The sequence below is a fragment of the Priestia megaterium genome, from assembly GCF_041941685.1.
In the GTDB taxonomy this organism is placed as follows: domain Bacteria; phylum Bacillota; class Bacilli; order Bacillales; family Bacillaceae_H; genus Priestia; species Priestia megaterium_C.
This window is the reverse complement of record NZ_CP130958.1, coordinates 2564544-2588040: the sequence shown is the minus strand read 5'-3', so window position 1 is coordinate 2588040 and position 23497 is coordinate 2564544. Positions and strand designations below refer to the sequence as shown.

The window sequence follows — 23497 nt, the reverse complement described above, 5'->3', positions numbered from 1 at the left end:
TGCGTGAACGAATTAACTAACTTTACGCAAGAACGCTATTTACATACGTAAGAAGGAGAGAGATTTAAGATGGCAAAGACGTTAATTTTTGGACATAAAAATCCTGACACAGATACAATCTGTTCTGCAATTGCATACGCTGATTTAAAGAATAAATTAGGTGTAGAAGCTGAACCAGTTCGATTAGGCGATATTAACGGTGAAACGCAATTTGCTCTTGAAAAGTTCAACGCTGAACTACCACGTTTCGTTGATGAAGTATCTAAAGAAACAAATGAAGTTATTTTAGTGGACCACAACGAACGCCAGCAAAGTGCAAACGATATTGATCAAGTTCGTGTGCTTGAAGTAATTGATCATCACCGTATTGCTAACTTTGAAACAGCAGATCCTTTATACTATCGTGCAGAGCCAGTTGGATGTACAGCAACGATCTTAAACAAAATGTATAAAGAAAACGGCGTAAAAATCGAGCCTAACATCGCAGGTCTTATGCTATCAGCTATCATTTCTGATTCTTTATTATTCAAATCACCAACTTGCACAGACCAGGACGTTGCAGCTGCTAAAGAATTAGCGGAAATTGCAGGTGTAGATGCAGAAGAGTACGGATTAGCAATGCTGAAAGCTGGAGCTGACTTAGGCGATAAAACAGCTTCACAATTAATTTCATTAGATGCTAAAGAATTCAGCATGGGTACAAGCAAAGTAGAAATTGCACAAGTGAATGCAATTGACGTAAACGACGTTTTAGTGCGCAAAGTTGAATTGGAAGAAGCTATTACTAAAACAATCGAAGAAAAAGGATTACAATTATTCCTTTTAGTTGTTACAGATATTTTAAACAGCAACTCTACTGCATTAGCACTAGGTTCTGCTGCTTCAAAAGTAGAAGAAGCATACAACGTAACGCTTGAAAACAATACAGCGATCTTAGAAGGCGTTGTATCACGTAAAAAACAAGTAGTGCCTGTATTAACATCTGTATTTGCTTAATCAAAAAACGGTTCGTGTCTAAACACGAACCGTTTTTTTGTTCATTTGCACGTCAAGCCAATTTAGTATATCTTCTATCACTTCATCTTTATTTAGCTCATTAAGCAACTCATGACGGCACTGTGTAAAAAAGCGGTAGCTTACGTCCTGCAATCCGGCTTTTTTAAAGTCGTTATATACTTTGAGTACACCTTTTGTATAGCTGCCTACTGGATCATGTTCTCCAGATATTAAATAAACAGGCAGGCTTGATGGGATTAGCTTTATATTAGCTAAGTTAGAGATTTGTTTGATTCCTGTTAACAAGTCATAGAAAAATCCCGCTGTGAAAACTCCCCCGCAATAAGGGTCATTTACATATAAATCTACAGCCTCATTATCTTGACTTAACCAATCAAAAGGTGTTCGAGCAGGATGAAAGGATTTGTTGTACTGTCCAAAAGAAAGTTTATCAAGCAATGGACTAGCAGATCGTAATCCTTTTCTTTTTTTCTCTATTTTCGCAGCTAATATGCCGCCCTTCAGTGAGAGGGAAGGAATGCTGCCAGTACCTGAGAGCATCACGCCGTGAATGTGCTCTGTATTCAATTGAATATATCTTCTCGTTAGAAAAGACCCCATGCTGTGACCAAAAAGAAAGATTGGTAGGCCGGAGTGTTCCGTTAAAATGTGCTTAGTCAGAGCAATCATGTCGTAAACTACGGCGTCAAAACCATTTTCCTCAGCAAAAAAACGCTTTTCTTCATCTTTTAAAGCTGTTTGACCGTGACCGCGGTGATCATTTCCATATACGATGTAGCCATGTTGAGTTAATACATTAGCAAAGTATTCGTAGCGTCCAATATGTTCGGCCATCCCATGGGCTATTTGGACAACGCCTTTTGCAGAATTGTTTTCAACATCCCATTTTTGTGCAAATATTTCTTTTTCCTGATGACCTCTGTAGTAAAAGGATTGTTTCATGCTCAGCATTCACCTTCTGCTTTCCTGTAAAATAAGGGATATATGTATATATTATACTAATTTATGCAGGTGATTTTACTATTTTGAAATAAAAAATGATTATTTTGTCATAAACCTTTACAAACCTTTATGTGATTTGTTAAATTAGTATTTATATTAAAAATTATTAAACAATTTAAAAAGATTCAGTTTTTAATAGGTTAGATGAATACGGAGGGAATTATTGTGGCAGAATTAAGAAGTAACATGATCAAAAAAGGATTCGACAGAGCACCGCACCGCAGCCTACTGCGTGCAGCTGGTGTAAAAGAAGAGGATTTCGGCAAACCGTTTATTGCGGTTGTCAATTCATATATTGATATTGTACCAGGTCATGTTCACTTACAAGAGTTTGGTAAAATCGTAAAAGATGCGATTCGCGAAGCTGGTGGCGTACCTTTTGAAATGAACACTATCGGTGTAGATGACGGTATTGCGATGGGACATATCGGTATGCGCTATTCATTACCAAGTCGTGAAATCATTGCTGACTCAGTTGAAACGGTAGTATCTGCTCACTGGTTTGATGGAATGGTATGTATTCCAAACTGTGATAAAATCACGCCTGGGATGTTAATGGCTTCATTACGTCTGAATATTCCGACAGTTTTTGTTAGCGGCGGACCAATGAAGGCTGGCGTAACGAGCGACGGTCGTAAGATTTCCCTTTCTTCAGTATTTGAAGGCGTAGGAGCTCATCAAGCTGGTAAACTTGATGATAAAGGATTACTTGAATTAGAACAATTCGGCTGTCCGACATGCGGATCTTGTTCAGGAATGTTTACAGCGAACTCAATGAACTGCTTAGCTGAAGCGTTAGGACTTGCTTTACCTGGAAATGGTACAATCTTAGCAGTTGCTCCTGAACGTAGAGAATTCGTTAAGAAATCAGCTAAACAGCTTATGGAATTAATTAAATTAGATTTAAAACCACGTGATATCGTAACAGAAAAAGCAATCGACAACGCGTTTGCTTTAGACATGGCGTTAGGTGGTTCTACAAATACAGTTCTTCATACGCTAGCTCTTGCGAATGAAGCTGAAATTGAGTATCCATTAGAGCGTATCAATGAAGTAGCAGAACGCGTTCCTCACTTGGCAAAACTCGCTCCGGCTTCGGATGTATTTATTGAAGACTTACATGAAGCAGGCGGCGTATCAGCTGCTTTAAACGAGCTATCTAAAAAAGAAGGTGCACTTCATTTAGATACGATGACGGTCACTGGAAAAACGCTAGGCGAAAACATTGCAGGATGCGATGTAAAGGATTATAACGTTATTCATCCAATCGATAAGCCGTTCACAGAAAAAGGTGGACTTGCTGTATTATTTGGTAACTTAGCTCCAGATGGCGCGATCATTAAAACAGGCGGTGTTCAAGACGGTATTACTCGTCACGAAGGACCAGCAATTGTATTTGAGTCTCAAGACGAGGCGCTGCACGGTATTGCTAACGGCAAAGTAAAAGAAGGACATGTCGTAGTCATTCGTTATGAAGGACCAAAAGGCGGCCCGGGAATGCCTGAAATGTTAGCTCCAACTTCTCAAATCATGGGAATGGGACTAGGTGCAAAAGTAGCTCTATTAACGGACGGACGCTTCTCTGGCGCTTCTCGTGGATTATCAATTGGTCACGCATCTCCAGAAGCTGCTGAAGGCGGGCCGCTAGCATTTGTAGAAGATGGCGACCACATCGTGATTGACATTGAAGATCGTTCGATGAATGTTCAAGTTTCTCCAGATGTTTGGGAAGAACGAAAAGCAAACTGGAAAGGCTTTGAGCCAAAAGTGAAAAAAGGCTATCTTGCAAGATATTCTAAACTTGTAACTTCTGCAAGCACAGGCGGAATTATGAAAATCTGATAGTACAAAAAAGGCTCTCTACTGAGAGCCTTTTTCTTTACTGAAGTAATTGTGTACAAGAAGATTTTTAAAACGTAAATTCTTTTTTCATTATAATGTGTGGAATACCGTCTTCCATAAATACATCAGAAACAGTCTTATACCCTAATTTATGATAAAATGATTCAGCTTGAACTTGACCATGAAGCATTGCTTGAGTTAAGCCTTCCTTTTTCGCTGCTTCTTCTAAGCTGGTCACCACTTCTTTTCCAAGTCCATATTTTCTAAATTCTTTTAATACACATATCCGCTCTATTTTGGCGAAACCGTCTACTATGCGGAATCTTCCAGAAGCAGCTGGTTCGTTGTTATAATAAATCAACATATGTTTTGCCGTTTCTTCATGTTCATCAAATTCATCTTCTAACGGCACTCCTTGTTCTTCAACAAACACTGTTTTACGTATATGAAATACGTCTTCAAGCTGCTCTTTTGTTGTAACATACTTAATTTTCATAGAAAATCCTTCCTTTGCTGCGAATTTATGATTCTTTTTTGTATAATAAAGATATCTAATATAAAAAGAGTATAAAGGAAAAATAAAATGTTGTAAATGCAACAAAAATAAGAAGCTGAAATATTGCGTAAATCATGTTTGATTTCTCGCTGTTTGAACTGTATCAGTAGCATTAAATTTAAATGAGGAGCGGAGCATGATCAAAAAATAGCACTTCAGCTTTTAACAAACTTTAGAAAGAATTAAAATCAACTGGAACATGTTAAAAAAGGAAAGAAAAGGGATTATGAAGCGCCGTGGCTTTACATAACTTGTAAAAAGAGAAATATTCATAATAGTAGTGGGATGAAAAAGGGGAATGTATCATGCAAATAACCTTAGTGTATAAAGATGAGCAATCGAATAAATTTTGGAAAGTTGAAAGAAGAGACAGCAAGTTAGTGATTCACTTTGGAAAAGTTGATACAGCTGGCCGCATGCAAGTAAAAGAGTTTGCTTCCGCAGAAGCTTGTGAAGCGGAAGCTGAAAAGCTGATTCGTGCAAAATTGAAGAAAGGATATAAGCCTTTAACTTGTTCGATGCAAGTAATGAAAGACAGCACGATGTCAGAGGCTCTCTTTTGGGAACTGATAAAAAAGGCGAAGACAAAATTAGATGTCGACGAGCAAATGGAATGGCTCCGCTCCACGCTAGCAAAGCGTTCTGAAAAGGACATTTTCCGCTTTGATCAGCTATTAAATCAGCATTTTGATCACTCCTATACTTCTTCATTGTGGGCAGCAGCTTATATTGTAATGGGCGGTTGTTCAGATGATTGTTTTGATTATTTTAGAGCGTGGCTTTTATATCAAGGGAAAGACATATATTATAAAGCAATTGAATCTCCTGAGACGATGATTTCTGTACTTAAACCACTAGAAGCAGAAGGCTATGCTCCTCAATTAGAAGAATTACTTTCTGTAGCGTGTGAAGCTTATGAAGAAAAAACAGGTTTAGATAACGACTACTATTATGATAAATATGACCAGTTTGATCCAATGTGGTACGATGAGCAAGATTTGGATCTTGATTGGGATGAAGATGATGAGGATGGTTTACAGATGCGTTTCCCTGTGCTTTGGAGTCGCTATTGGAACAATCATCTCGAATATTAAAAAGAGGAGATGAAAACCTTTAAACAGATTTTCATCTCCTCTTTTCTTATTTTGATAGAGTACGTGAAGGACCGGCCGAAGACAGTTTTGTTTTTTTGTTTAGCATACTGTTCATAATCATTCCGATTACGATTACCATCATACCAGCTAAAGCTATCCCTGTTGGCACACGCCCATTTAATAAAACCACTTCTCCAAACACTGTAAAAATCATGCTGCCCGATTGAGTTGCTTCGACAGCTCCCAGCAAAGCTAAATTTTCTTTTGCCAAGTCTGTTGCGTGAAAGAACGTCATCGTCGCAATTACACCTGAACTCATCGCTAATATAAAAGCTTGCGAAAATTGAGGAGCTGTTGGCATACCAGTTGTATAAAATCCATATATCGCATAGATGATACTTAGCGGTATACTGCCGATAGCCATACCTAAAACACGTTGAAATGTATCTAATTTTCCTTTGCAAACTTCCATCATTTTTCGATTTCCAAGCGGATATAAAAAAGCAGCCATGACGACAGGGAGAAAACCCAACACAAACTGTGAAAGCGTGATGTTTTCAGCTTCTTTAACTTGCATGAGAATCACACCCGCTAAAATAAACGTTGAAATACCAAGAGTTTTGAGTGGAATGTTTCCTCTTACTTTTTTGTTTCCGTCTGCAGTTTGAATCGTTACATAGAAAAGTGGAGAAATGAGCGCACCTGCCAAGATCGTTACTTGCCACGTTCCAGCTATAAGCCATGACGGTCCAAAAAGTGAAGAAAAACTTAATAATGAATAAAATCCAATTCCTGCAAGAGTTCCCCAGCCTAACCAAGCGAAAGGATGCTTTTTCATTTCCATCCATAATGGTGTAAACTTCTTTTGTACAAGTACTAAAATGAGTAAAATAGGTAGTGCTAATAAAAAACGAAGAGATGCTGTCCAAGCCCAGCTTGTTCCAGATACATTCATGGCACGATTCACAATAAATGTAGCAGAAAAGAACATAGACGAGAGAAGCCCCCATAAAATTGCTTTCATACTTTTTCCTCCTAATTAATAAAAATACCTAAATGTACATTATAGTATACTTAGATACAAAAAAAGTGTATCATAATATACAAAAGAAAGGAAGAAAAAAATGCATTCAGAAGAAATGATGAAAAAGGTAGGCAACGAGCTTAGAAAAATAAGAACACAGCGAGAATTCACACTCGATGAATTAGCAGATAGGACGGGAGTCAGCAAACTCACGTTAGGGAAAATTGAAAGAGGGGAGACTAATCCAACCCTAGGAGTAATGTGGAAAATAACAACAGGTTTAAATATCCCTTTAACTAAATTAGTGTCAGTAGAACCTTCAGTGGCTGTATCTAAGTGCGGAGAAGGTTTTTCTCTCAAAGGACCGGACGAAGCGTGGAAAGTAGAATTTATTTTTCAAAATCAAATAGATTCAACTATTGAAATGTACCGAGCCTTTCTTTCTCCTCTCGCTACATACTATCCCGAACCTCATCATAAAGGATTAATTGAAGTAGCAACGGTAATGGAAGGAAGAATTGAAATGAAAATAGAAGAAGAGCTATACGAACTAAAACAATTTGACTCTATAAAATTTGAAGGAAGTCATGTACACTCATACAAAAATCTTGAAGAACGTCCCGCTGTTCTGCATTTACTGCTAAAATATGAGGAGTAAAACGGCAGAGCCGCAGTAAAACGAACCATAAAAAATGATTCGTTTTACTGCGGCTCTAATAGCTGTTTGTTCATCAGCTTGTTTTGATAGCTAATATATTTTTTCACTCTAATGATAATTAATGAATATTCTTCAATCAAACGGTGGATAGATTGAACCATACACTCTGGGTAATGATGTTTTTTCTGTAAATATACTTTATACTTTCGAATTTGCCTTTCGAAATATAAAATCACTTGTTCGGGCGTTTTTACCAGTAAAGATTGCATGTATTCATTTACTTGCGTTTCAAGAAACGAATAGCGATTCGTGATAAAAAATGTCTTCATCTTATTTTCCTCCCTATATGTTAGTGGTACAAAAAAGAAACCCTTGTGCTAGGATTTCTTTTTTGCTTTTTATTTGAATCAGCTGTACACAACTTTTAGGCACTGATACTCGAAATCGAAGACTGTCTATATTTTTTTATTTTGCATTTTATATATGTAGGCGTTTCGCCGAAAAGATTTGCTACATGTGCAATAGCTCCATAATACGTTTTAGCATCCATCATTTCTTTATTCACAATATAGTCATACAGGGATGATTCAATATCATCAACAAAAGCTAAAATGTGACGCTTTTCGAATAGGAGTTGATAAAGTTCATTAATTAAGTATGGGCTTTGATCAAATTTGTCTTGAAGCTGCTCTACTCGGTACTTTGTCATAGGCACTTCACACAAGATAATGTATCGTAACTCTTCTAAAAATAATTTATTCATCTTTCTCACATCCCTATTCTGTTAATAATTATATAATAGCACTATGCCTTCATATTTGGAAGCGTTTTCAATGTATTATTTTTAATATTTTTTTCTTCTCATTTCCTTTCGTTTTTTCTTTTCTTACGTGAATTATCTGTAGTATAGTTCGTTTTACGTAAAGACTCTAGCTAATTGTTAAACTACCTGACATACTTTTTGAAATTTTTATTATTGGTGTCAAAAACTCTTACATGCCCAAGCGGAAACACCTTAAAAATAACGCCCTATGAGCCGGAATCGTCTTTAATTGTGATAAAATAAAAAATGGAAAATACATCATATAGGAGAGAGGCTATGGAAAAAGATCATATTTCAGAGCTTAAGATTTTAAAAGACATTGCCGAGATTTTAAATGAAGGCACTAATTTACATACAATGCTTCACGATGCTCTTTTAAAACTGCTGCAAATAACAGATTTACAAACAGGATGGATCTTTTTTATTGACGAAAATGGAAAACATGAGATGATTGCCGCTCAGCATTTGCCGCCGGCTTTATTAAATAAAACCGCTCAGCCTATGTGTAACGGAAGCTGCTGGTGTGTTGATCGGTATATGGATGGCCGGCTTCAAAAAGCGTCTAATATTATGGAGTGCAAGAGACTTGAAGATTCCGTCATTCATGAGTGGGGAGATACACACGATATTACCCATCATGCAACGGTTCCCTTACAAGCAGGGGATGAGCGCTTTGGATTATTAAATGTAGCTGCCCCTCATAAAATTCATTTTGAACAGCGAGAGCTTGATTTATTAGGATCTGTCGCTCTTCAAATTGGCACGGCTATCAAGCGGATTAAGCTGACTCAATCTCAGCAGGAAGTAAAACTTATTGAAGAAAGAAACAGACTGGCCAAAGATCTTCACGATTCTGTTAATCAGCTGTTGTTTTCGATTAATGTCACAGCCAAAGCCGGAAGCAGCTTAGCGACAGATGTGCAGTTAAAAGAGACTTTTTCCTTAATCCAAGAAACCGCTCAGCATGCTCAAGTGGAAATGAAAGCATTAATTTGGCAGCTTCGTCCTCAAGGATTAGAAAACGGCATTGTCAGCGCGTTAAAAAGCTATGGTCAAATGCTAGGGCTTAACGTAAAAGAACAAATTAAAGGAGTGTCCGTTTTGCCTGCTGTGATTGAAGAGACACTGTGGAGGGTCGGGCAAGAAGCTTTTAATAATTGCCGAAAGCATGCGGGTACGGCAGAGGTACATTTAAACGTAAATATAAGCAAAGAACAAGTAAGTATGAAAATTCAAGATAGCGGCAATGGATTTATATATAGCGCTTCAGCAGAATTGCCGACGCTTGGCTTAAAAACCATGCAGGAGCGAATAAACAGATTAAATGGGAATCTATCTGTTAAAAGCAGCATAGGAAACGGAACGGTTGTGGAAGTATCTATTCCTCTTTCATAACGGAAAGGAGCGCATATGAAAATAAAGATTCTAATCGCAGATGATCACCACGTTGTCCGAAAAGGACTTGTCTTTTTCTTACAGACGCAGCCCGACTTAGAAATTGTAGGAGAAGCTTCTAACGGAGAGGAAGCTTTAAAGTTAGCGACATCCCTACAGCCCCATATTGTTTTAATGGATTTATCGATGCCGGTTCTCGACGGAATTGAAGCAACAAAAGAATTAAAAAAACAAGCACCGCATATACAAGTCATGATTTTAACAAGCTTTTCGGATCAAGACCATGTGATACCGGCACTAGAAGCTGGAGCTTCAGGCTATCAGCTAAAAGAAAGTGACCCAGATGAACTTGTAGCAGCTATTCGAAAGCTAATGAACGGAGAAAATCAGCTTCATCCAAAAGTCACCACACACTTGCTAACACGGTTAACCAAAAGCAGTGAAAAGAAAGTCAATTTTATTGATCACTTAACGAAACGAGAAAAAGACGTATTAAAAGAAATTGCAAAAGGTAAAAGCAACAAAGAAATTGGTGCTTCCTTACATATTACAGAAAAAACAGTGAAAACACATGTGTCTAATATTTTATCGAAGCTCGGAGTTCAAGACCGTACGCAAGCTGCTCTATATGCCGTTCAGCACGGCATTTCCTAACCTACGACTTTAGTTGTAGGTTTTTCTCTGTGCTTCTCCGTCTATATTGGTAGCTTTCTTTCTATCAATAGCATGACGAAAAAAAGCTCGATCATTCCTATACTATACATATAACCAAACGACGGAGGAGTAGATAAGCATGAACATACTTATTATCAATGGAAGTCCCAGAGAAACAGGCCGAACAACACAAGTCACGAGAGAGCTTCATCAAAACTATCAAAGTTCTTTTCTAGATTTAAGCCAATTATCGCTTCCTATATTCACAGGTGAACCTCATCAGTATGAAACAGAAGAAGTACAAGAGCTAATTGAAAAAATAGAAAAAGCGGATGGTCTTTTACTTGCGACGCCCGAGTACCACGGAGCTATGAGCGGAGCGTTAAAAAACGCGTTTGACTTCTTAAACAGTGCTTATTTTGCGCATAAGCCCGCTGCACTTTTAGCAGTATCAGGAGGAGGAAAAGGAGGCATTAATGCTTTAAATAACCTTAGAACCGTTACACGCGCCTTGTATGCGAATGTTCTATCTAAGCAGTTGGTATTAGACCCTGCAGACATCGTGGGAAAAGGGACTTTACGAAAAAACGCAGCTGACGGAATTCATGAATTAGTTAATGAGCTGACTCTGTATACACAAGTGTCTAAGCAAATTTTAGAAGCTAAGCAAAATGTTTGATGAAGGCCCTCCATAAAGACCGGCGCTTTCAAGCCGTAGTAGCTGCTAATGTTTTATCCTCTATCGGCTCCGGTATTACGATGCTTGCCATTCCTTTACTGTTAGTTGCATCTCCAAATGGAAATAGATTATTTGGTACGATTATGCTTATTATGACGGTGATTAGCTTTGTTGCTACTCCGTATATCGGCGTTCTTATTGATCAAATGTCACGGAAAAAATTATTGCTAACGGTAGAACTTATCGGTTTTACCACGATCATGCTATTTGTTATCGTCGGCTTTGTTACAGATTATTCAACGATTCACTACGTAATTTTGTACGGAACCGGAAACCTTTACTACACGTTTTTTTATCCAACGATTTTCGCTTTAAATCAAGAAGTTTTTTCAAAAGATGCGTTTCAATCATTAAACAGTATCATGGAAATACAAGGTCAGCTATCGAGTATGCTTGCAGGCGCCGTGGCCAGTCTAGTCATTACTCGTTGGTCGCTTCAATGGATTTTAACAGTCGATGCAGCTACGTATATAGCTGCATTCCTTTGTCTGTTGAGTATTCCATATAAACAAAACAGGGAACGAAGCGACAAGAAACACACTGCTATGAAAGAAGGTTTAACATTTATAAAAGAAAATCGCTCGATCTCTATTTTTTTACTGCTTTCTTTTATGCCTTTCATCGCTGTGATGATGACGAACTATTTATTTCCTATTTATCTGACTCAAGAATTACACGCAAGTCCAGCAGCATATGGGATTGAAAGTGCTATATATGGTTTCGGGGCGTTAACGGCAGGGGTATTCATCGTATCTATTATGAAAAGAACAGGCACAGAGCTAGCGGTTATGCTTAATATAAGCCTTTTTGCAATCGGAATATCTATCATCTTCTTTATGAAGCTTTTGCCGGTTTATTTTTCTATTGTGTTTCTTCTTGCTTTTGCAAATGCAGGTACAAGAGTAGCTCGAAATACGTTTATGATGCAGAAAATACCGAATATCATCGTGGGAAGAGTCGACAGCTTTTTTCGCTTTATCACGTTAGGTATTCGAATTTTACTGATTTTCTTCTTTACGTACGTTACGGCTAACGATCGTATAGGACTGGCTTTTTTAGGACTTAGCCTGCTTTTATTATCATCCGCTGGAGCGGGCTGGATACTCTACAAAAGAAAACAGCGAAAACAGTCTGCATTGCTTAAGAGTGTTTTATAATGTCTGTTGCATGTTATAATAGAGGAATTGACAAATAATGTTCAACGTTATAAACGTTGAACATTATTTGTTCTGAATAGAAATTAAACAGAAACAGCATTGACTGTTATGCGATTGGAAGATTGTGAAGCGATGATAAATAAAACATTAAACAAAGAACAATTAAAAGATTCGTACTCAAGCAGAACGTACTATAGAGGGCACACCTATTACAAGCAGGGGCGTGTGCTTGATTTGGAATACAATGAACAGACCACTACGTGGACAGCATCCGTTCGAGGCGCGGAAATGTATACGGTAATGGTTGAACAAAAAGGAAATTCTTTTTATTCATTCTGCGATTGTCCTGCTTATCACGAGTTTTCAGAATGCAAACACGAAGTAGCTGTTTTATTAACCATTTGCGATGAGCGAGCAAAGCCACAGCCAATTAAAACGAAGCCTTTTCGCCAAAGCAAAGAATACGAGAATGTAAATCATTTTATCGACTTATTTTCAAGCTATCACCAAACAATAAGCGACCACAGAAAATATGCAGATAAAGATCCGTTGAAAGTGGAATTTATTTGCAAGTCTTACTCAGAAGAATTTTTACGTTCAGAAGGAATGTACGTAGCGCTTGAAATGAAAGTAGGCGTCGACCGGACGTATGTAGTAAAAAACATTCAAGAATTTTTAACAGACGCTAAAGAATTCAAAACTCACGAATTTACCAAGCGCTTCGAATATGACCCGGCGGAACATTTTTTTTAGAAGAAGATAGGAAAATCATTGAGCTGCTGATGGATATTATGACAAATGAATCATTTTATAAAAATTCTTATTCTATGTATCGTGCGTCTGCAAATAACAGAGAACTAATCATTCCCTCCATCATAGCCAAAGAGTTATTTCAATTGCTCAAAGATCGGAACTTTACATTTATTCATGACGGGCACTCATATGAAAATATTATCTTCGCGGAAAGCTCAGCTCCTTTTTCGTTTCAGTTAAATAAGCACCCGGCAGCTGGATTTGAACTAGACTTTACGGAGCTTCATCAAGCTTCGTTTTTTGATCGATACGGGTGGCTATTTTTAAACGGGACATTTTATGAGCTATCTCAAGATCAGCGTATGCTTCTTGAAGGGCTTCGAAAAACGGCGCCTTTGAAGCCAGTCGTACCTATAGCAGAAGAGCAGATGGGCAATTTTTTATCTCACGTCGTTCCAGGACTAAAAAAAGTGGGGAAAGTGGATATCGCAAAAGAAGTATCCCATCAGATTATTGCACCTGAACTAAAAGCAAAAGTATTTATTGACCAGGAAGATGAACAGCTGTTTGTGACGCTTCGGTACCACTATGGAGAGATTTCAATTAATCCATTTTTACCTCAACCTGAAAAGTACGATAAAATCTTAATACGAGATTTAGAAAAAGAAGACCGCGTGATGGATTTAATTGAAACAGCTCCTTTAAACATTTATAAAAACCAGCTGTATTTAAATCAAGATGAATCATCTTTATATGAATTTTTGTTTCATATTGTTCCAAAGCTTGATGAAATAGCGGATGTGTATATTACGGATGAGATGAAAGATTATGCTTATACGGATTTTTCTGCGCCAGTAACAACGGTTGACATCAAAAACAGCAATGGATTATTAGAAATTAATTTTGATTTAGGAGACATTAATCATCAGACCGTTCAAGATGTTTTAAAATCTGTTTTAGAAAAGAAAAGCTATCATCGTCTAGATAACGGTGCGTTTATTCCTCTTGAAAACGAAGGCTTTGAGCATATTCAAAATCTGTTTCGTGAGCTGAACGTAACCGAGAAAGACTTAAAGGATAACTCATTGCAAGTACCTTTATACAGAGGAATGCAAGTGGAAGAGATTATGAGTGCGGGTGATAAATCAGCGGCTAAGTTCGGCTCAGCATTTAAAAGGTTACTTACACAGCTCAAATCTCCAGAGGAAATGGATTGGGAAGTACCGGAATCCTTGCAGGCATCACTGCGTGATTATCAGTACAATGGGTTTAAGTGGTTTAAATCTCTGGCTCACTACTCTTTAGGAGGCGTGCTGGCTGATGATATGGGGCTTGGAAAAACGCTTCAAAGCATTGCCTATATCCTATCTGAAAAAGAGCTTGCTGAAGATAGCAGTGCCTTTTTAATTGTTGTGCCGGCTTCCTTGATTTATAACTGGCGCAACGAATTGGAGAAATTTGCACCGAATTTAACGGTTCAAACCATTACAGGAACGCCGAGCGAGCGTGAGGAGAAGCTAAAACGCACAGCTGACGTATGGATCACATCTTATCCTACGCTGCGTCAAGATATCGATTTGTATCAGCACCTTGATTTTCATGCTTTAATTCTAGATGAGGCTCAGAGTATTAAAAATCATACAACGAAGACAGCAGTAGCTGTTAGGACTATTTCAGCTAAAAAACGTTTTGCGCTGAGCGGTACGCCTATTGAAAACTCACTTGATGAGCTTTGGTCAATTTTCCAGACCATTCTTCCTGGTTTATTTCCAGGGCTTCGCCAGTTTAAAAACATGTCATCGGAGCAGGTCAGTCGAATTGTAAGACCATTTTTACTGCGACGAGTAAAAAAGGATGTGTTAAAAGAACTGCCTGATAAAATTGAAACAACTCATTTATCTGAGCTGACTAAAGAACAAAAAGAATTATATGTAGGGTATTTAGAACAGTTAAAATCATCTTTAGCCGGTGAAGATTTTAATAAAAACCGAATGAAGATCTTAGCGGGATTAACAAGACTGCGCCAGATTTGCTGTCATCCGTCTTTATTCGTTGAAAATTATGAAGGGGATTCAAGCAAATTAGAGCAGCTGCTTGAGATTACAAGAAATGCGGTTGCCAACGGAAAACGTTTGTTAATCTTCTCTCAGTTTACAAGCATGCTTCACATTATTCGAGAAGAGCTTCAAAAAGAAAATCTCTCATACTTTTATTTAGACGGTCAAACGCCATCAAAAGAACGAGTGGAAATGGCGGATCGGTTTAATAATGGAGAACAAGACATTTTCTTAATTTCATTAAAAGCCGGAGGCACAGGCTTAAATTTAACGGGAGCCGATACGGTTATTTTATATGACTTATGGTGGAACCCAGCGATTGAAGAACAAGCGGCAGGACGTGCACACCGCATTGGGCAAAAAAATGTTGTGCAGGTCATCAAGCTTATTTCTCAAGGAACCATCGAAGAAAAAATTTACGGCTTGCAGCAAAAGAAAAAAGAACTCATTGAACAGGTTATTCAGCCGGGAGAAACAATGCTTTCTAGTTTGACAGAAGAAGAGCTTCGAGAACTGCTTAGTATGTAGCAAAGGATGTGTGATGAATGAAAAAATGGGCGTTTGTATCAGATTTTGATGGAACAATTTCAAAAAAAGATTTTTATTGGATTGTGATTGAAAAGTATTTTCCAGAAGGTGAAGAACTTTTCCACCGATGGAAAGCAGGAGAAATGAAAGATATTGATTTTTTATCTACTGTTTTTCAATCCATTCACCAAGAAGAACCGAAAATTTTAGAAGAAGTAGCGAATATTCCAATTGATGAATACGTGCCCGCTTTTATTAAAGCTGTTCAGAAAAACGGCGGAGATTTTTATATTTTAAGCGCTGGAACAACATACTATATTAAACCGATTTTAGATAAATACGGTGTTGAAAAAGTGGAAGTTTATTCAAATGAAGGATATTTCCATCAACACAACGTTCACTTGCGTCTAGACCCTGCTCACAGATGGCATTCAGAACGCTACGGCATTGATAAATCGGCTGTTATTCAAGAACTAAAGGAAGCATACGAAACGATTTATTTTGCTGGAGACAGCGAGCCGGATTCGCATCCGGCAAAATATGCAGACGTCACATTTGCAAAAGATTCTTTGCAAGATTTACTGCACGGACAAAACGTTCCGTTTGTTCCGGTTGAAACATTTAAAGATATTGAGCAATATTTGATGAAACATAATGTAATAAAAAAGGCATAAAAACAGCGGTATTATCTGATTACTTCAAATAATACCGCTGTTCCTATTCCGCCTCCGCTTCCTAAAGCAGCTATGACATATCGCACGTCACGGCGCTTGCTTTCATAAAAAAGGCGTGTAGCTAAAATAGCTCCTGATGCTCCGTACGGGTGTCCTAGGGTCAATGCTCCACCGCGAATATTTACTTTCTCTTCGGATATCCCGAGTTCTTGCATACAAGCGACAACTTTAACGGCAAATGCTTCATTTATTTCAAATAAGTCAATATCATCTACCGTAAGAGAATTTCGCTTCAAGATATTTTTAATCGCAGAAACGGGTGCAATAGCAGGGTAAAGAGGTGACACTCCTGAAATATCAGCGTCAATAAAACGCAAAACGGGCTGAAAGCCTAAGGCGCGTGCTTTTTGCTCTTCCATCACAAGTGCAATGCAGGCTCCGTCGTTAATTCCACAGCTGTTGGCTGCGGTGACGGTGCCTTCTTTTTTAAAAAGACAGGGCTGGCTTTTTGCAGCAGCTTTGTTAGGTTTCGTTTTTTCATAAATGCTTCATCGTGCATCACGTTTGGAAGAGGAAGCGTTTCTTCTTCAAACAATCTCTTTTCAAAAGCCTCCCAGCTTCTTTCATGACTTAAAAGAGCATACCTGTCCTGCTGATTTTTAGATATATTGTATCGCTGAGCTACGTTTTCTGCTGCAATCCCCATGTCAGGGTCACCAATTCTATCAGGAGAAAAACGTGCTCTTTTTTCAAAAGGAGAAGTACTTGTACTTTCAACGCCTCCAGCTAAATAACACGTTCCAGCGCCTGCTTTTATCAAATAGCTGACCATCCGAATCGCTTCTAAGCCAGCTCCGCACTGACGATCAATGGTCATTCCCGGGATTGAAAAATGGAGGTCTGCTTCTAAAGCGGATAGCCTAGCTACGTTTCCTCCTGGACCTACAACATTCCCTAAAATAATGTCATCAATTTCATGTTCAATTCCATCGCTAAGCTGTTTTAATAAAGGAGCAGCTAGCTCTTGAACGTGAAAATCTTTCAGTATACCGTTTTCTTTTCCAATGACCGTACGCTTCGCTTTTACAATTGCGGCTTGATACATAATTATCACTTCCTTACATAGAAGCCGTTTTAGAACGACCAGGTACCGCTACTGCTTTTCGAACTTTTGTAATTAAATACGCCGCGACCACTGCTTTTATACAGTCACCTGGAAGGTAGACGAAGCTTAGCTGAAGAGACTTCAGAAATGGAATGTGAAGCTGCATCGCCTGTACAGGAATGCCGCATACATATACCAATCCAATCCCAAATAACACATTTACGGCAAACGCCTTTGCAACCGTTACATCATTATAGCCGTGAATAATGCAACGTACGTCATATCTTTTGTTTTCATCGTAAACCTCCGCTATGTATGATAAAACATGACTATCGTATCTTATAAAACTAAAATTAGTCAACTTAATTTTTATATAAGTTTACATTTTTGTTTTCTCAAACGCACATTTACGGTACACTAAAAGTAAAAGAAAAAGGGAGTTTAAGCAGTAATGAAACGAATTGAAGAACTAATTTTTTATCAGTGTCAACAAACGCCTGGCAAACTGGCACTATCGGATTCTATTAATAAGCTAAGCTACGGTCAAATGTGGGATCATGTATGCAAAGCCGAAAACCAGCTACAGGAAAAAGGGATGGAAAAAGGAGAGCTCGTTGCGTTAAGTATGCCAAACAATGCAGAAGCTGTTGTGTCATTTTTAGCGATTTTAAAAGCGGGTGGAATTGTGATGCTTTTACATAATGAGCTAACAGAGGCTGAAGTGGATACCTATTTTTCTATTCAATCCCCGAATTGGCTATGGAAACCATCTTCTCTAACTAAAATAACAAAAGAAAGACCAATCCTGCCCGTACGGCGAGTGAATGCACTGTCCGATTTATTTTTATTTGGATTTACCTCTGGATCAACAGGTAGGCCTAAAGGATTTGTAAAATCGCATTATTCTTGGTCTTCATCATTTCAAGAGTGGTCGGATATATTTTCTTTAGAGCAACACGGCAAAGTGCTTGTTCCTTTACATATCTCGTATTCTGCCCAGCTTTACCCAGTTTTGCATGCGCTTTGCAGCGGTATGCACGCCGTCATGCTAGAAGCGTTCACACCTTCGTCTGTTTTTAACAAAGAAGCTAGCTGTATGTCTATTACACCCGCATTAATTTCTCCGTTGCTTCGTTATGTACAAAGCAGACCAAAAGAAAAACGACTTCTGCCAAAAAACGTAATTTCAGTAGGCAATAAATTATCTCCTTCCGTTCGAAAGAAATTTTCACAAGCGTTTCCTAATGCCTCTCTGTATGAATATTACGGATCTTCTGAAATGGGATTTGTTACGGTGCTTTCACCACATACAGCTGAAACGCTGCCTCATACAGTAGGCTATCCTGTTGACAGCGTAGACGTTTTAATCCTGAACGAGCGTGGAAAAGAAGTAGAAAAAGGAGATAAAGGAACACTATTTGTGAAAACAACTCAAGCATTTGAAGGGTTTGTTAAGGACAGCGAAGAAACGAACCGCTCATTTTTTAACGGATATGTTACGTCGCATGATATTGCGGTTCAGCTTCAAGACGGAAGCATTACCATCGTAGGGAGAGACAAAAACGTGATTAAAAGCAGCGGAAGCTTAGTGTATGCTGAAGAAATTGAAGAGCTGCTTTTACAAATACCCGGCGTTAGCGAAGCAGCCGTTTTTAGCGTAGTAGATGCTGAACGTTCAGAAGTAGTCGGTGCAGCAATTGTCTTAGAGAACGTTTCTCTTTCTGATGTAAGACAAGCGCTGACAAAACGAGTATCTGCTTATAAAATCCCGCGCGTATGGAGAATTTTAAAGTCCTTTCCGCGAATGAAAAATGGTAAAATTGACAAAGCGACGATATACAGCTACTTTACAGAGAAAGAAGGGAAGACATATGATTTCATTTGAACCCATTACAGCTGACACGATGTATATTGCTTCAGAGATTATCAATTCAAACGAAGCTTATAATGTGTTAGAAAACGGCAAGAAAGAGCGAAGTGAAGAAGAGCTTTTCAAAGAATACATGAACGAAAAAACAGACAGTTATTTTATAAAAGCTGACGATACATACGTAGGGGTTATCGATTACATGAAACAAAATCCTAACGATGACCATCCATGGATCGGAGCTTTTATCATTCATAGCACCTACCATAATTTTAGTTTTGGAACGCAGGCGTATCTAGCATTTGAAGACAAGCTAAAGGAAGAAGGAGTTTCAGTTCTTCGCCTTGGTGTTCTGTCTCAAAATCCTAGGGCCAAGCTATTTTGGGAGCGTCTTGGTTTTACACAGTACGCAACTAAGCCGCTGCATCATAATCAAGTGAACTGCTTGGAAAAAGAGCTGTAAAAAAATCCGTGGGTTATATCCACGGATTTTTTATATTACTATTACTTTATTAAAACCGTTGTATTGTCTGGAATCACAAGCTGATTTTTGATTTTTTTTGCACCTTTTTCACTGGCAAAAATTAATTTACTTTTCGCTACTACAGATACTTTTACAGGTTGATTTGAAATATTGTGATACACGCTAATCGATTTGCCTTTATACGTGCGGCTATAGGCAACAACTTCTTTACTGTCTATTGAAATAGATTGAAGCGTTCCTTTTACTAACTCTTTGTGCTGTTGACGCACACGAATCATTTCACGGTAATGATTTAACAAAGAATCCTTTTGTTTTGTTTGTGCTTCTACTGACACACCGTTGCCGCCTTTGTTATATACAGGTGTTTCCCAGCTGGTTTGTCCAATCCCGTTTCCTTCATACCAGCGGAACGGTTCACGGATTAATTCATCAGGCTTTTCACCAGTCATGCCAATTTCTTCACCGTAATAAATATACGGATTTCCAGGAAGCGTAAGTAAAATAGAAGCAGCTGATTTTGCTTTATTCACATCGCCGCTCAGCTCACTCATCACGCGGTTTTGGTCATGGTTGGTTAAGAAAATGCCGTCAATTTTATTTGGATTGTATGATTTAAAAAGCTCATCCGTTGCCGCTGCTGCAGTGGCAATTCCTTGATCATTTCCCGCTTTTACAGAGCTGACAATTTTTCCTGCTAAATCAAAATTAAATAGAGAATCAAGCGATTGATAGTAAGGAGCTACCACTTCAGGCTGATCCCATACTTCACCCGTTAGATATACATTCGGATTTTCTTTTTTCATCGCATCTCTAAACTCATTCCACCACAGGATATTTTTCTTAGCGCCTTCAGGCGTTTGACCTTTAAAGATATGAAGCGCAGCATCTAAGCGGAAGCCGTCAACGCCTTGCTTTAGCCAAAACTTTCCGACGTTAATCATTTCTTTTCTTACTTCAGGGTTATCGTAATTTAAGTCAGGCATTCCTTCCCAGAACGTTCCGTAAAAATACTCTCCGTTTGAAGCTTTATGCCATACTTGCTGTCCCCAAGATCCTTTTTCATTCAAATCAGTATTTTTATCAGCCCAAATATAGTAATCTCTGTACTTGCTGTTTTTATCTTTTAACGCAGCTTGAAACCAAGGGTGTTCACTGCTCGTATGATTCACAACGAGATCCATGATAACTTTTACGTCTCGTTTGTCTGCTTCTTTCATCAGTTTGCGAAAATCTTGCAGACTTCCATACTGCGGATCAATGTTATAATAGTCCGTTACATCATATTTATGATAGCTGGGAGAAGGGTTTACCGGCATCATCCAAATCCCGTTTACTTGAAGATCATTCTTTGTATGAGAATTGCCGTCATTTAAATAATCCAACTTTTGTGTCAGACCTTTTAAATCACCATGTCCATCTTTATTTGCATCGTAAAAAGAGTTTACATACACCTCATAAAAGACACCGTTTTTATCTGCTGCTTCATACTTACCTTTATGTACGGTTTCTGCGTGAACGCCTGTTGATAAGCTAGCAGCCAGCGGCAGTGTTAGTGCTAAAGCTGTCCATTTTTTCCCTTTCATCGTTTCATCCCCTTTTTTGCAATCGTTTGCATAAATTGACTACAATTGAAATATAGCACCTCATTGAAAACGATTACAATAAAAATTTCATTTTGATTATTTTGAACTAGTAATTATTCTGACAACCTGTTTGTTTACTGTGTCCAATGACATTGAGTGGCTGCGTTATATTAAGGCTATAGATAGAAGATATCAATAAAATAAGGGAGTATTATCAAAGTGAAAATAATGACTATGTCAAATATTCTGACAATGTTGTTGTTCAATTCATCATCTCGTGCTAAAATCCAAATATAACTGAAAAACGGTACTGCAGTTCCGAAAAACGGAACTTAAAGTATTGATGCAGATAATAAAGCTGGAATTTTATTTACTATCTGCAAATGATTACGCTTACATTAAAGGGGTTAAGGGGGAAGAATGCATTGAGTAAAGTAGATTTAAACTGTGATTTAGGGGAAAGCTTTGGTGCTTATCGTATTGGCAATGATGAAGCAATTTTGGAGCACGTGACGTCTGTGAACGTAGCCTGTGGATTTCATGCAGGGGATCCGAGCGTCATGAGAAAAACGGTGAAATTGGCCGCTGAAAAAAAAGTGCAAATTGGGGCTCATCCTGGTTTGCAGGACCTTATCGGTTTTGGACGCAGAAACATGAATATTTCGCCTCAAGAAGCCTACGATATCGTGGTCTATCAAATTGGGGCATTAAACGGTTTTTTGCAAGCAGAAGGGTTATCAATGCAGCATGTAAAACCTCACGGTGCACTATATAACATGGCTGCTAAAAACAAAGCGTTGTCTGAAGCAATAGCAAAAGCTGTTTACAACGTAAATCCTGAGCTGATTTTGTTTGGGTTATCTGGAAGTGAGCTGATTCAAGCAGGTAACAGAATTGGTTTGAAAACGGCTAACGAAGTATTTGCAGACCGTACCTATCAGTTAGACGGTTCTCTCACTGCTCGCACAGAACCAAATGCTTTAATTGAAAATGACGACGAAGCTGTGTCCCAAGTTATTACAATGGTGAAAGAAGGGAAGGTAAAATCTCAGCAAGGTAAGGATGTAGAATTGCAGGCAGATACGATTTGCATCCATGGAGATGGAGCTCACGCACTTGAATTTGCCCGTCATGTCAACCGTTCTTTACGAGCATCAGAAGTGGTAGTTAAGGCTATTTCACAATAAAAACTACATACAATCAGGAGGAAGATGATATTGGAGCCAATTAAAAAATCAACACCTCAGCAAAAGCTTTCGGCTGCGCCTAAAGTAAACTGGACGTTAATGCTTGGAGCCGCTTTTTTAATGGCCACATCGGCTATTGGACCAGGCTTTTTAACTCAAACTACCGTATTTACACAAAATTTAGCCGCAAGCTTCGGATTCGTTATTTTAATTTCAATTATTCTTGATATCTTTGCTCAAACCAACGTATGGAGAATTATTGCCGTTTCTGAAAAACGCGGACAAGAAATCGCCAACATGGTATTTCCCGGATTAGGATACGTGCTCGCTATTTTAATTGTTATTGGAGGACTTGCTTTCAATATTGGAAATATTGCCGGTGCCGGGCTTGGATTAAATGCGATTACGGGTATTTCTCCAACAGCCGGAGCTGCAATTAGTGCAGTTATTGCCGTGCTAATCTTCGTTGTAAAAGAAGCTGGAAAAGCAATGGATCGCTTCACTCAAATTGCAGGTTTTGTCATGATTGGGCTGATGCTATATGTAGCTGCTACCACTTCACCTCCCGTTGGAGAAGCTGTAGTGAAAACTTTTGCTCCTGACAAAATTGACATTATTGCGATCGTTACGCTTGTTGGAGGAACAGTCGGTGGTTACATTACCTTTGCTGGCGGACATCGTCTTTTAGATGCTGGCGTAAAAGGCATCGATTCTTTACCTCAAGTAACAAAAAGTTCTGTAACAGGAATTCTCATCACTTCCGTTATGCGAATTGCTTTGTTTTTAGCTGTACTTGGCGTTGTGTCTAAAGGTTTACAAATTGACCCGGCCAACCCTCCAGCATCCGTGTTTCAGCTTGCAGCAGGAAACGTCGGCTATAAAATCTTTGGTATTGTTATGTGGTCTGCCGCTATTACGTCTGTGGTAGGAGCTGCTTACACATCCGTTTCGTTTATTCAAACCTTTAGTGAAAAACTTAATAAAAACTCAAACTGGATTATTATTGGATTTATTATTATTTCAACTCTATCATTTGTCTTAATTGGAAAACCTGTAAAAGTTCTTCTTTTAGTTGGAGCAATCAATGGATTAATTCTGCCGATTGCTCTTGGGACGTTACTGGTTGCTGCGTACAAAAAAAGCATCGTTGGCGAGTATAAACATCCTTTATGGCTTACCATTTCTGGTGTACTTGTCGTTATTGTAATGGCTTTAATGGGCGGCTATACATTAATGGATCAACTTCCTCAATTATTTAAATAAAACAAGGTGCCCGCACGTAAGTTGCGTGCGGGCAA

Annotated in this window: 20 protein-coding genes and 2 pseudogenes; 14 read left to right on the top strand and 8 right to left on the bottom strand. The window is 38.4% G+C overall.

The window, feature by feature from the left end; all coding sequences use genetic code 11:
* Positions 1-69 precede the first annotated feature (69 nt).
* Entirely contained in the window at positions 70-996 is a 927-nt protein-coding gene (locus Q5794_RS13365; protein ID WP_374988023.1) for a manganese-dependent inorganic pyrophosphatase, read from the top strand.
* Between the two features lie 18 nt (positions 997-1014).
* On the opposite strand, the gene Q5794_RS13360 is transcribed toward Q5794_RS13365, so the two are convergent.
* Positions 1015-1959 carry an alpha/beta hydrolase gene (locus Q5794_RS13360; RefSeq protein ID WP_374988022.1) on the bottom strand — a complete coding sequence of 315 codons (945 nt, stop codon included), beginning with the start codon at positions 1957-1959 and terminating at the stop codon, positions 1015-1017.
* A 225-nt stretch (positions 1960-2184) separates the two neighbouring features.
* On the opposite strand from Q5794_RS13360, the gene ilvD reads away from it, so the two are divergent.
* Positions 2185-3861: a dihydroxy-acid dehydratase gene (ilvD, locus tag Q5794_RS13355; RefSeq protein ID WP_013057207.1), complete on the top strand. Its 1677-nt coding sequence runs from the start codon at positions 2185-2187 to the stop codon at positions 3859-3861.
* 67 nt (positions 3862-3928) lie between these two features.
* Here ilvD and Q5794_RS13350 read toward each other — a convergent pair whose 3' ends face one another.
* Complete coding sequence (locus Q5794_RS13350; RefSeq protein WP_214988164.1) at positions 3929-4357, bottom strand: GNAT family N-acetyltransferase; 429 nt, start codon at positions 4355-4357, stop codon at positions 3929-3931.
* A 365-nt stretch (positions 4358-4722) separates the two neighbouring features.
* Between Q5794_RS13350 and Q5794_RS13345 the strand changes: the two genes are divergently transcribed.
* Positions 4723-5511 carry a DUF4240 domain-containing protein gene (locus Q5794_RS13345; RefSeq protein ID WP_374988021.1) on the top strand — a complete coding sequence of 263 codons (789 nt, stop codon included), beginning with the start codon at positions 4723-4725 and terminating at the stop codon, positions 5509-5511.
* A gap of 46 nt (positions 5512-5557) precedes the next feature.
* Here Q5794_RS13345 and Q5794_RS13340 read toward each other — a convergent pair whose 3' ends face one another.
* Positions 5558-6535 carry a multidrug resistance efflux transporter family protein gene (locus Q5794_RS13340; protein ID WP_057236389.1) on the bottom strand — a complete coding sequence of 326 codons (978 nt, stop codon included), beginning with the start codon at positions 6533-6535 and terminating at the stop codon, positions 5558-5560.
* A gap of 100 nt (positions 6536-6635) precedes the next feature.
* Between Q5794_RS13340 and Q5794_RS13335 the strand changes: the two genes are divergently transcribed.
* Entirely contained in the window at positions 6636-7193 is a 558-nt protein-coding gene (locus Q5794_RS13335; RefSeq protein ID WP_057236392.1) for a helix-turn-helix domain-containing protein, read from the top strand.
* Positions 7194-7237: 44 nt separating this feature from the next.
* Here the strand turns inward: Q5794_RS13335 and Q5794_RS13330 are convergent, their stop codons facing one another.
* A complete protein-coding gene (locus Q5794_RS13330; RefSeq protein ID WP_013057202.1) occupies positions 7238-7522 on the bottom strand; it encodes a hypothetical protein in 285 nt (94 codons plus the stop codon).
* A gap of 95 nt (positions 7523-7617) precedes the next feature.
* Entirely contained in the window at positions 7618-7956 is a 339-nt protein-coding gene (locus tag Q5794_RS13325) for a hypothetical protein (RefSeq protein ID WP_013057201.1), read from the bottom strand.
* A 336-nt stretch (positions 7957-8292) separates the two neighbouring features.
* Here Q5794_RS13325 and Q5794_RS13320 point away from each other — a divergent pair, with 336 nt between their 5' ends.
* From Q5794_RS13320 to Q5794_RS13295, 6 genes and pseudogenes are all read left to right on the top strand, one after another.
* Positions 8293-9411 (top strand): GAF domain-containing sensor histidine kinase, encoded by a 1119-nt coding sequence (locus Q5794_RS13320; protein WP_192993421.1) that lies wholly within the window; start codon positions 8293-8295, stop codon positions 9409-9411.
* A gap of 15 nt (positions 9412-9426) precedes the next feature.
* Entirely contained in the window at positions 9427-10065 is a 639-nt protein-coding gene (locus Q5794_RS13315) for a response regulator transcription factor (protein ID WP_192993419.1), read from the top strand.
* Between the two features lie 139 nt (positions 10066-10204).
* Positions 10205-10744: an NADPH-dependent FMN reductase gene (locus Q5794_RS13310; protein ID WP_374988020.1), complete on the top strand. Its 540-nt coding sequence runs from the start codon at positions 10205-10207 to the stop codon at positions 10742-10744.
* On the top strand, positions 10744-11961 hold the full coding sequence (locus Q5794_RS13305) for an MFS transporter (RefSeq protein WP_374989217.1): 1218 nt from the start codon (positions 10744-10746) through the stop codon (positions 11959-11961). The genes Q5794_RS13310 and Q5794_RS13305 overlap by 1 nt, the downstream gene beginning before the upstream one ends.
* Before the next feature lie 132 nt (positions 11962-12093).
* Positions 12094-15299: pseudogene (locus Q5794_RS13300) on the top strand (SNF2 helicase associated domain-containing protein).
* Positions 15300-15316: 17 nt separating this feature from the next.
* Positions 15317-15973 carry an MtnX-like HAD-IB family phosphatase gene (locus Q5794_RS13295; protein WP_374988019.1) on the top strand — a complete coding sequence of 219 codons (657 nt, stop codon included), beginning with the start codon at positions 15317-15319 and terminating at the stop codon, positions 15971-15973.
* A gap of 11 nt (positions 15974-15984) precedes the next feature.
* Here Q5794_RS13295 and Q5794_RS13290 read toward each other — a convergent pair.
* Together Q5794_RS13290 and Q5794_RS13285 are read right to left on the bottom strand one after the other, a co-directional pair.
* A pseudogene (locus tag Q5794_RS13290) lies at positions 15985-17078 on the bottom strand (acetyl-CoA C-acyltransferase).
* A gap of 13 nt (positions 17079-17091) precedes the next feature.
* Positions 17092-17439, bottom strand: a complete 348-nt coding sequence (locus Q5794_RS13285) for a biotin transporter BioY (RefSeq protein ID WP_374988018.1) — start codon at positions 17437-17439, stop codon at positions 17092-17094.
* Positions 17440-17529: 90 nt separating this feature from the next.
* On the opposite strand from Q5794_RS13285, the gene Q5794_RS13280 reads away from it, so the two are divergent.
* Both Q5794_RS13280 and Q5794_RS13275 read left to right on the top strand, forming a co-directional pair.
* Positions 17530-18963 (top strand): class I adenylate-forming enzyme family protein, encoded by a 1434-nt coding sequence (locus tag Q5794_RS13280; protein WP_374988017.1) that lies wholly within the window; start codon positions 17530-17532, stop codon positions 18961-18963.
* Positions 18950-19408, top strand: coding sequence for a GNAT family N-acetyltransferase (locus tag Q5794_RS13275; RefSeq protein WP_374988016.1), 459 nt, complete (start codon positions 18950-18952; stop codon positions 19406-19408). Before Q5794_RS13280 ends, Q5794_RS13275 begins: the two co-directional genes overlap by 14 nt.
* A gap of 41 nt (positions 19409-19449) precedes the next feature.
* On the opposite strand, the gene Q5794_RS13270 is transcribed toward Q5794_RS13275, so the two are convergent.
* Positions 19450-21012 carry an alpha-amylase family glycosyl hydrolase gene (locus Q5794_RS13270; RefSeq protein ID WP_374988015.1) on the bottom strand — a complete coding sequence of 521 codons (1563 nt, stop codon included), beginning with the start codon at positions 21010-21012 and terminating at the stop codon, positions 19450-19452.
* A gap of 425 nt (positions 21013-21437) precedes the next feature.
* On the opposite strand from Q5794_RS13270, the gene pxpA reads away from it, so the two are divergent.
* A complete protein-coding gene (pxpA, locus tag Q5794_RS13265; RefSeq protein WP_214988136.1) occupies positions 21438-22199 on the top strand; it encodes a 5-oxoprolinase subunit PxpA in 762 nt (253 codons plus the stop codon).
* 24 nt (positions 22200-22223) lie between these two features.
* Positions 22224-23462 (top strand): NRAMP family divalent metal transporter, encoded by a 1239-nt coding sequence (locus tag Q5794_RS13260; RefSeq protein WP_045295487.1) that lies wholly within the window; start codon positions 22224-22226, stop codon positions 23460-23462.
* Positions 23463-23497: the final 35 nt, after the last annotated feature.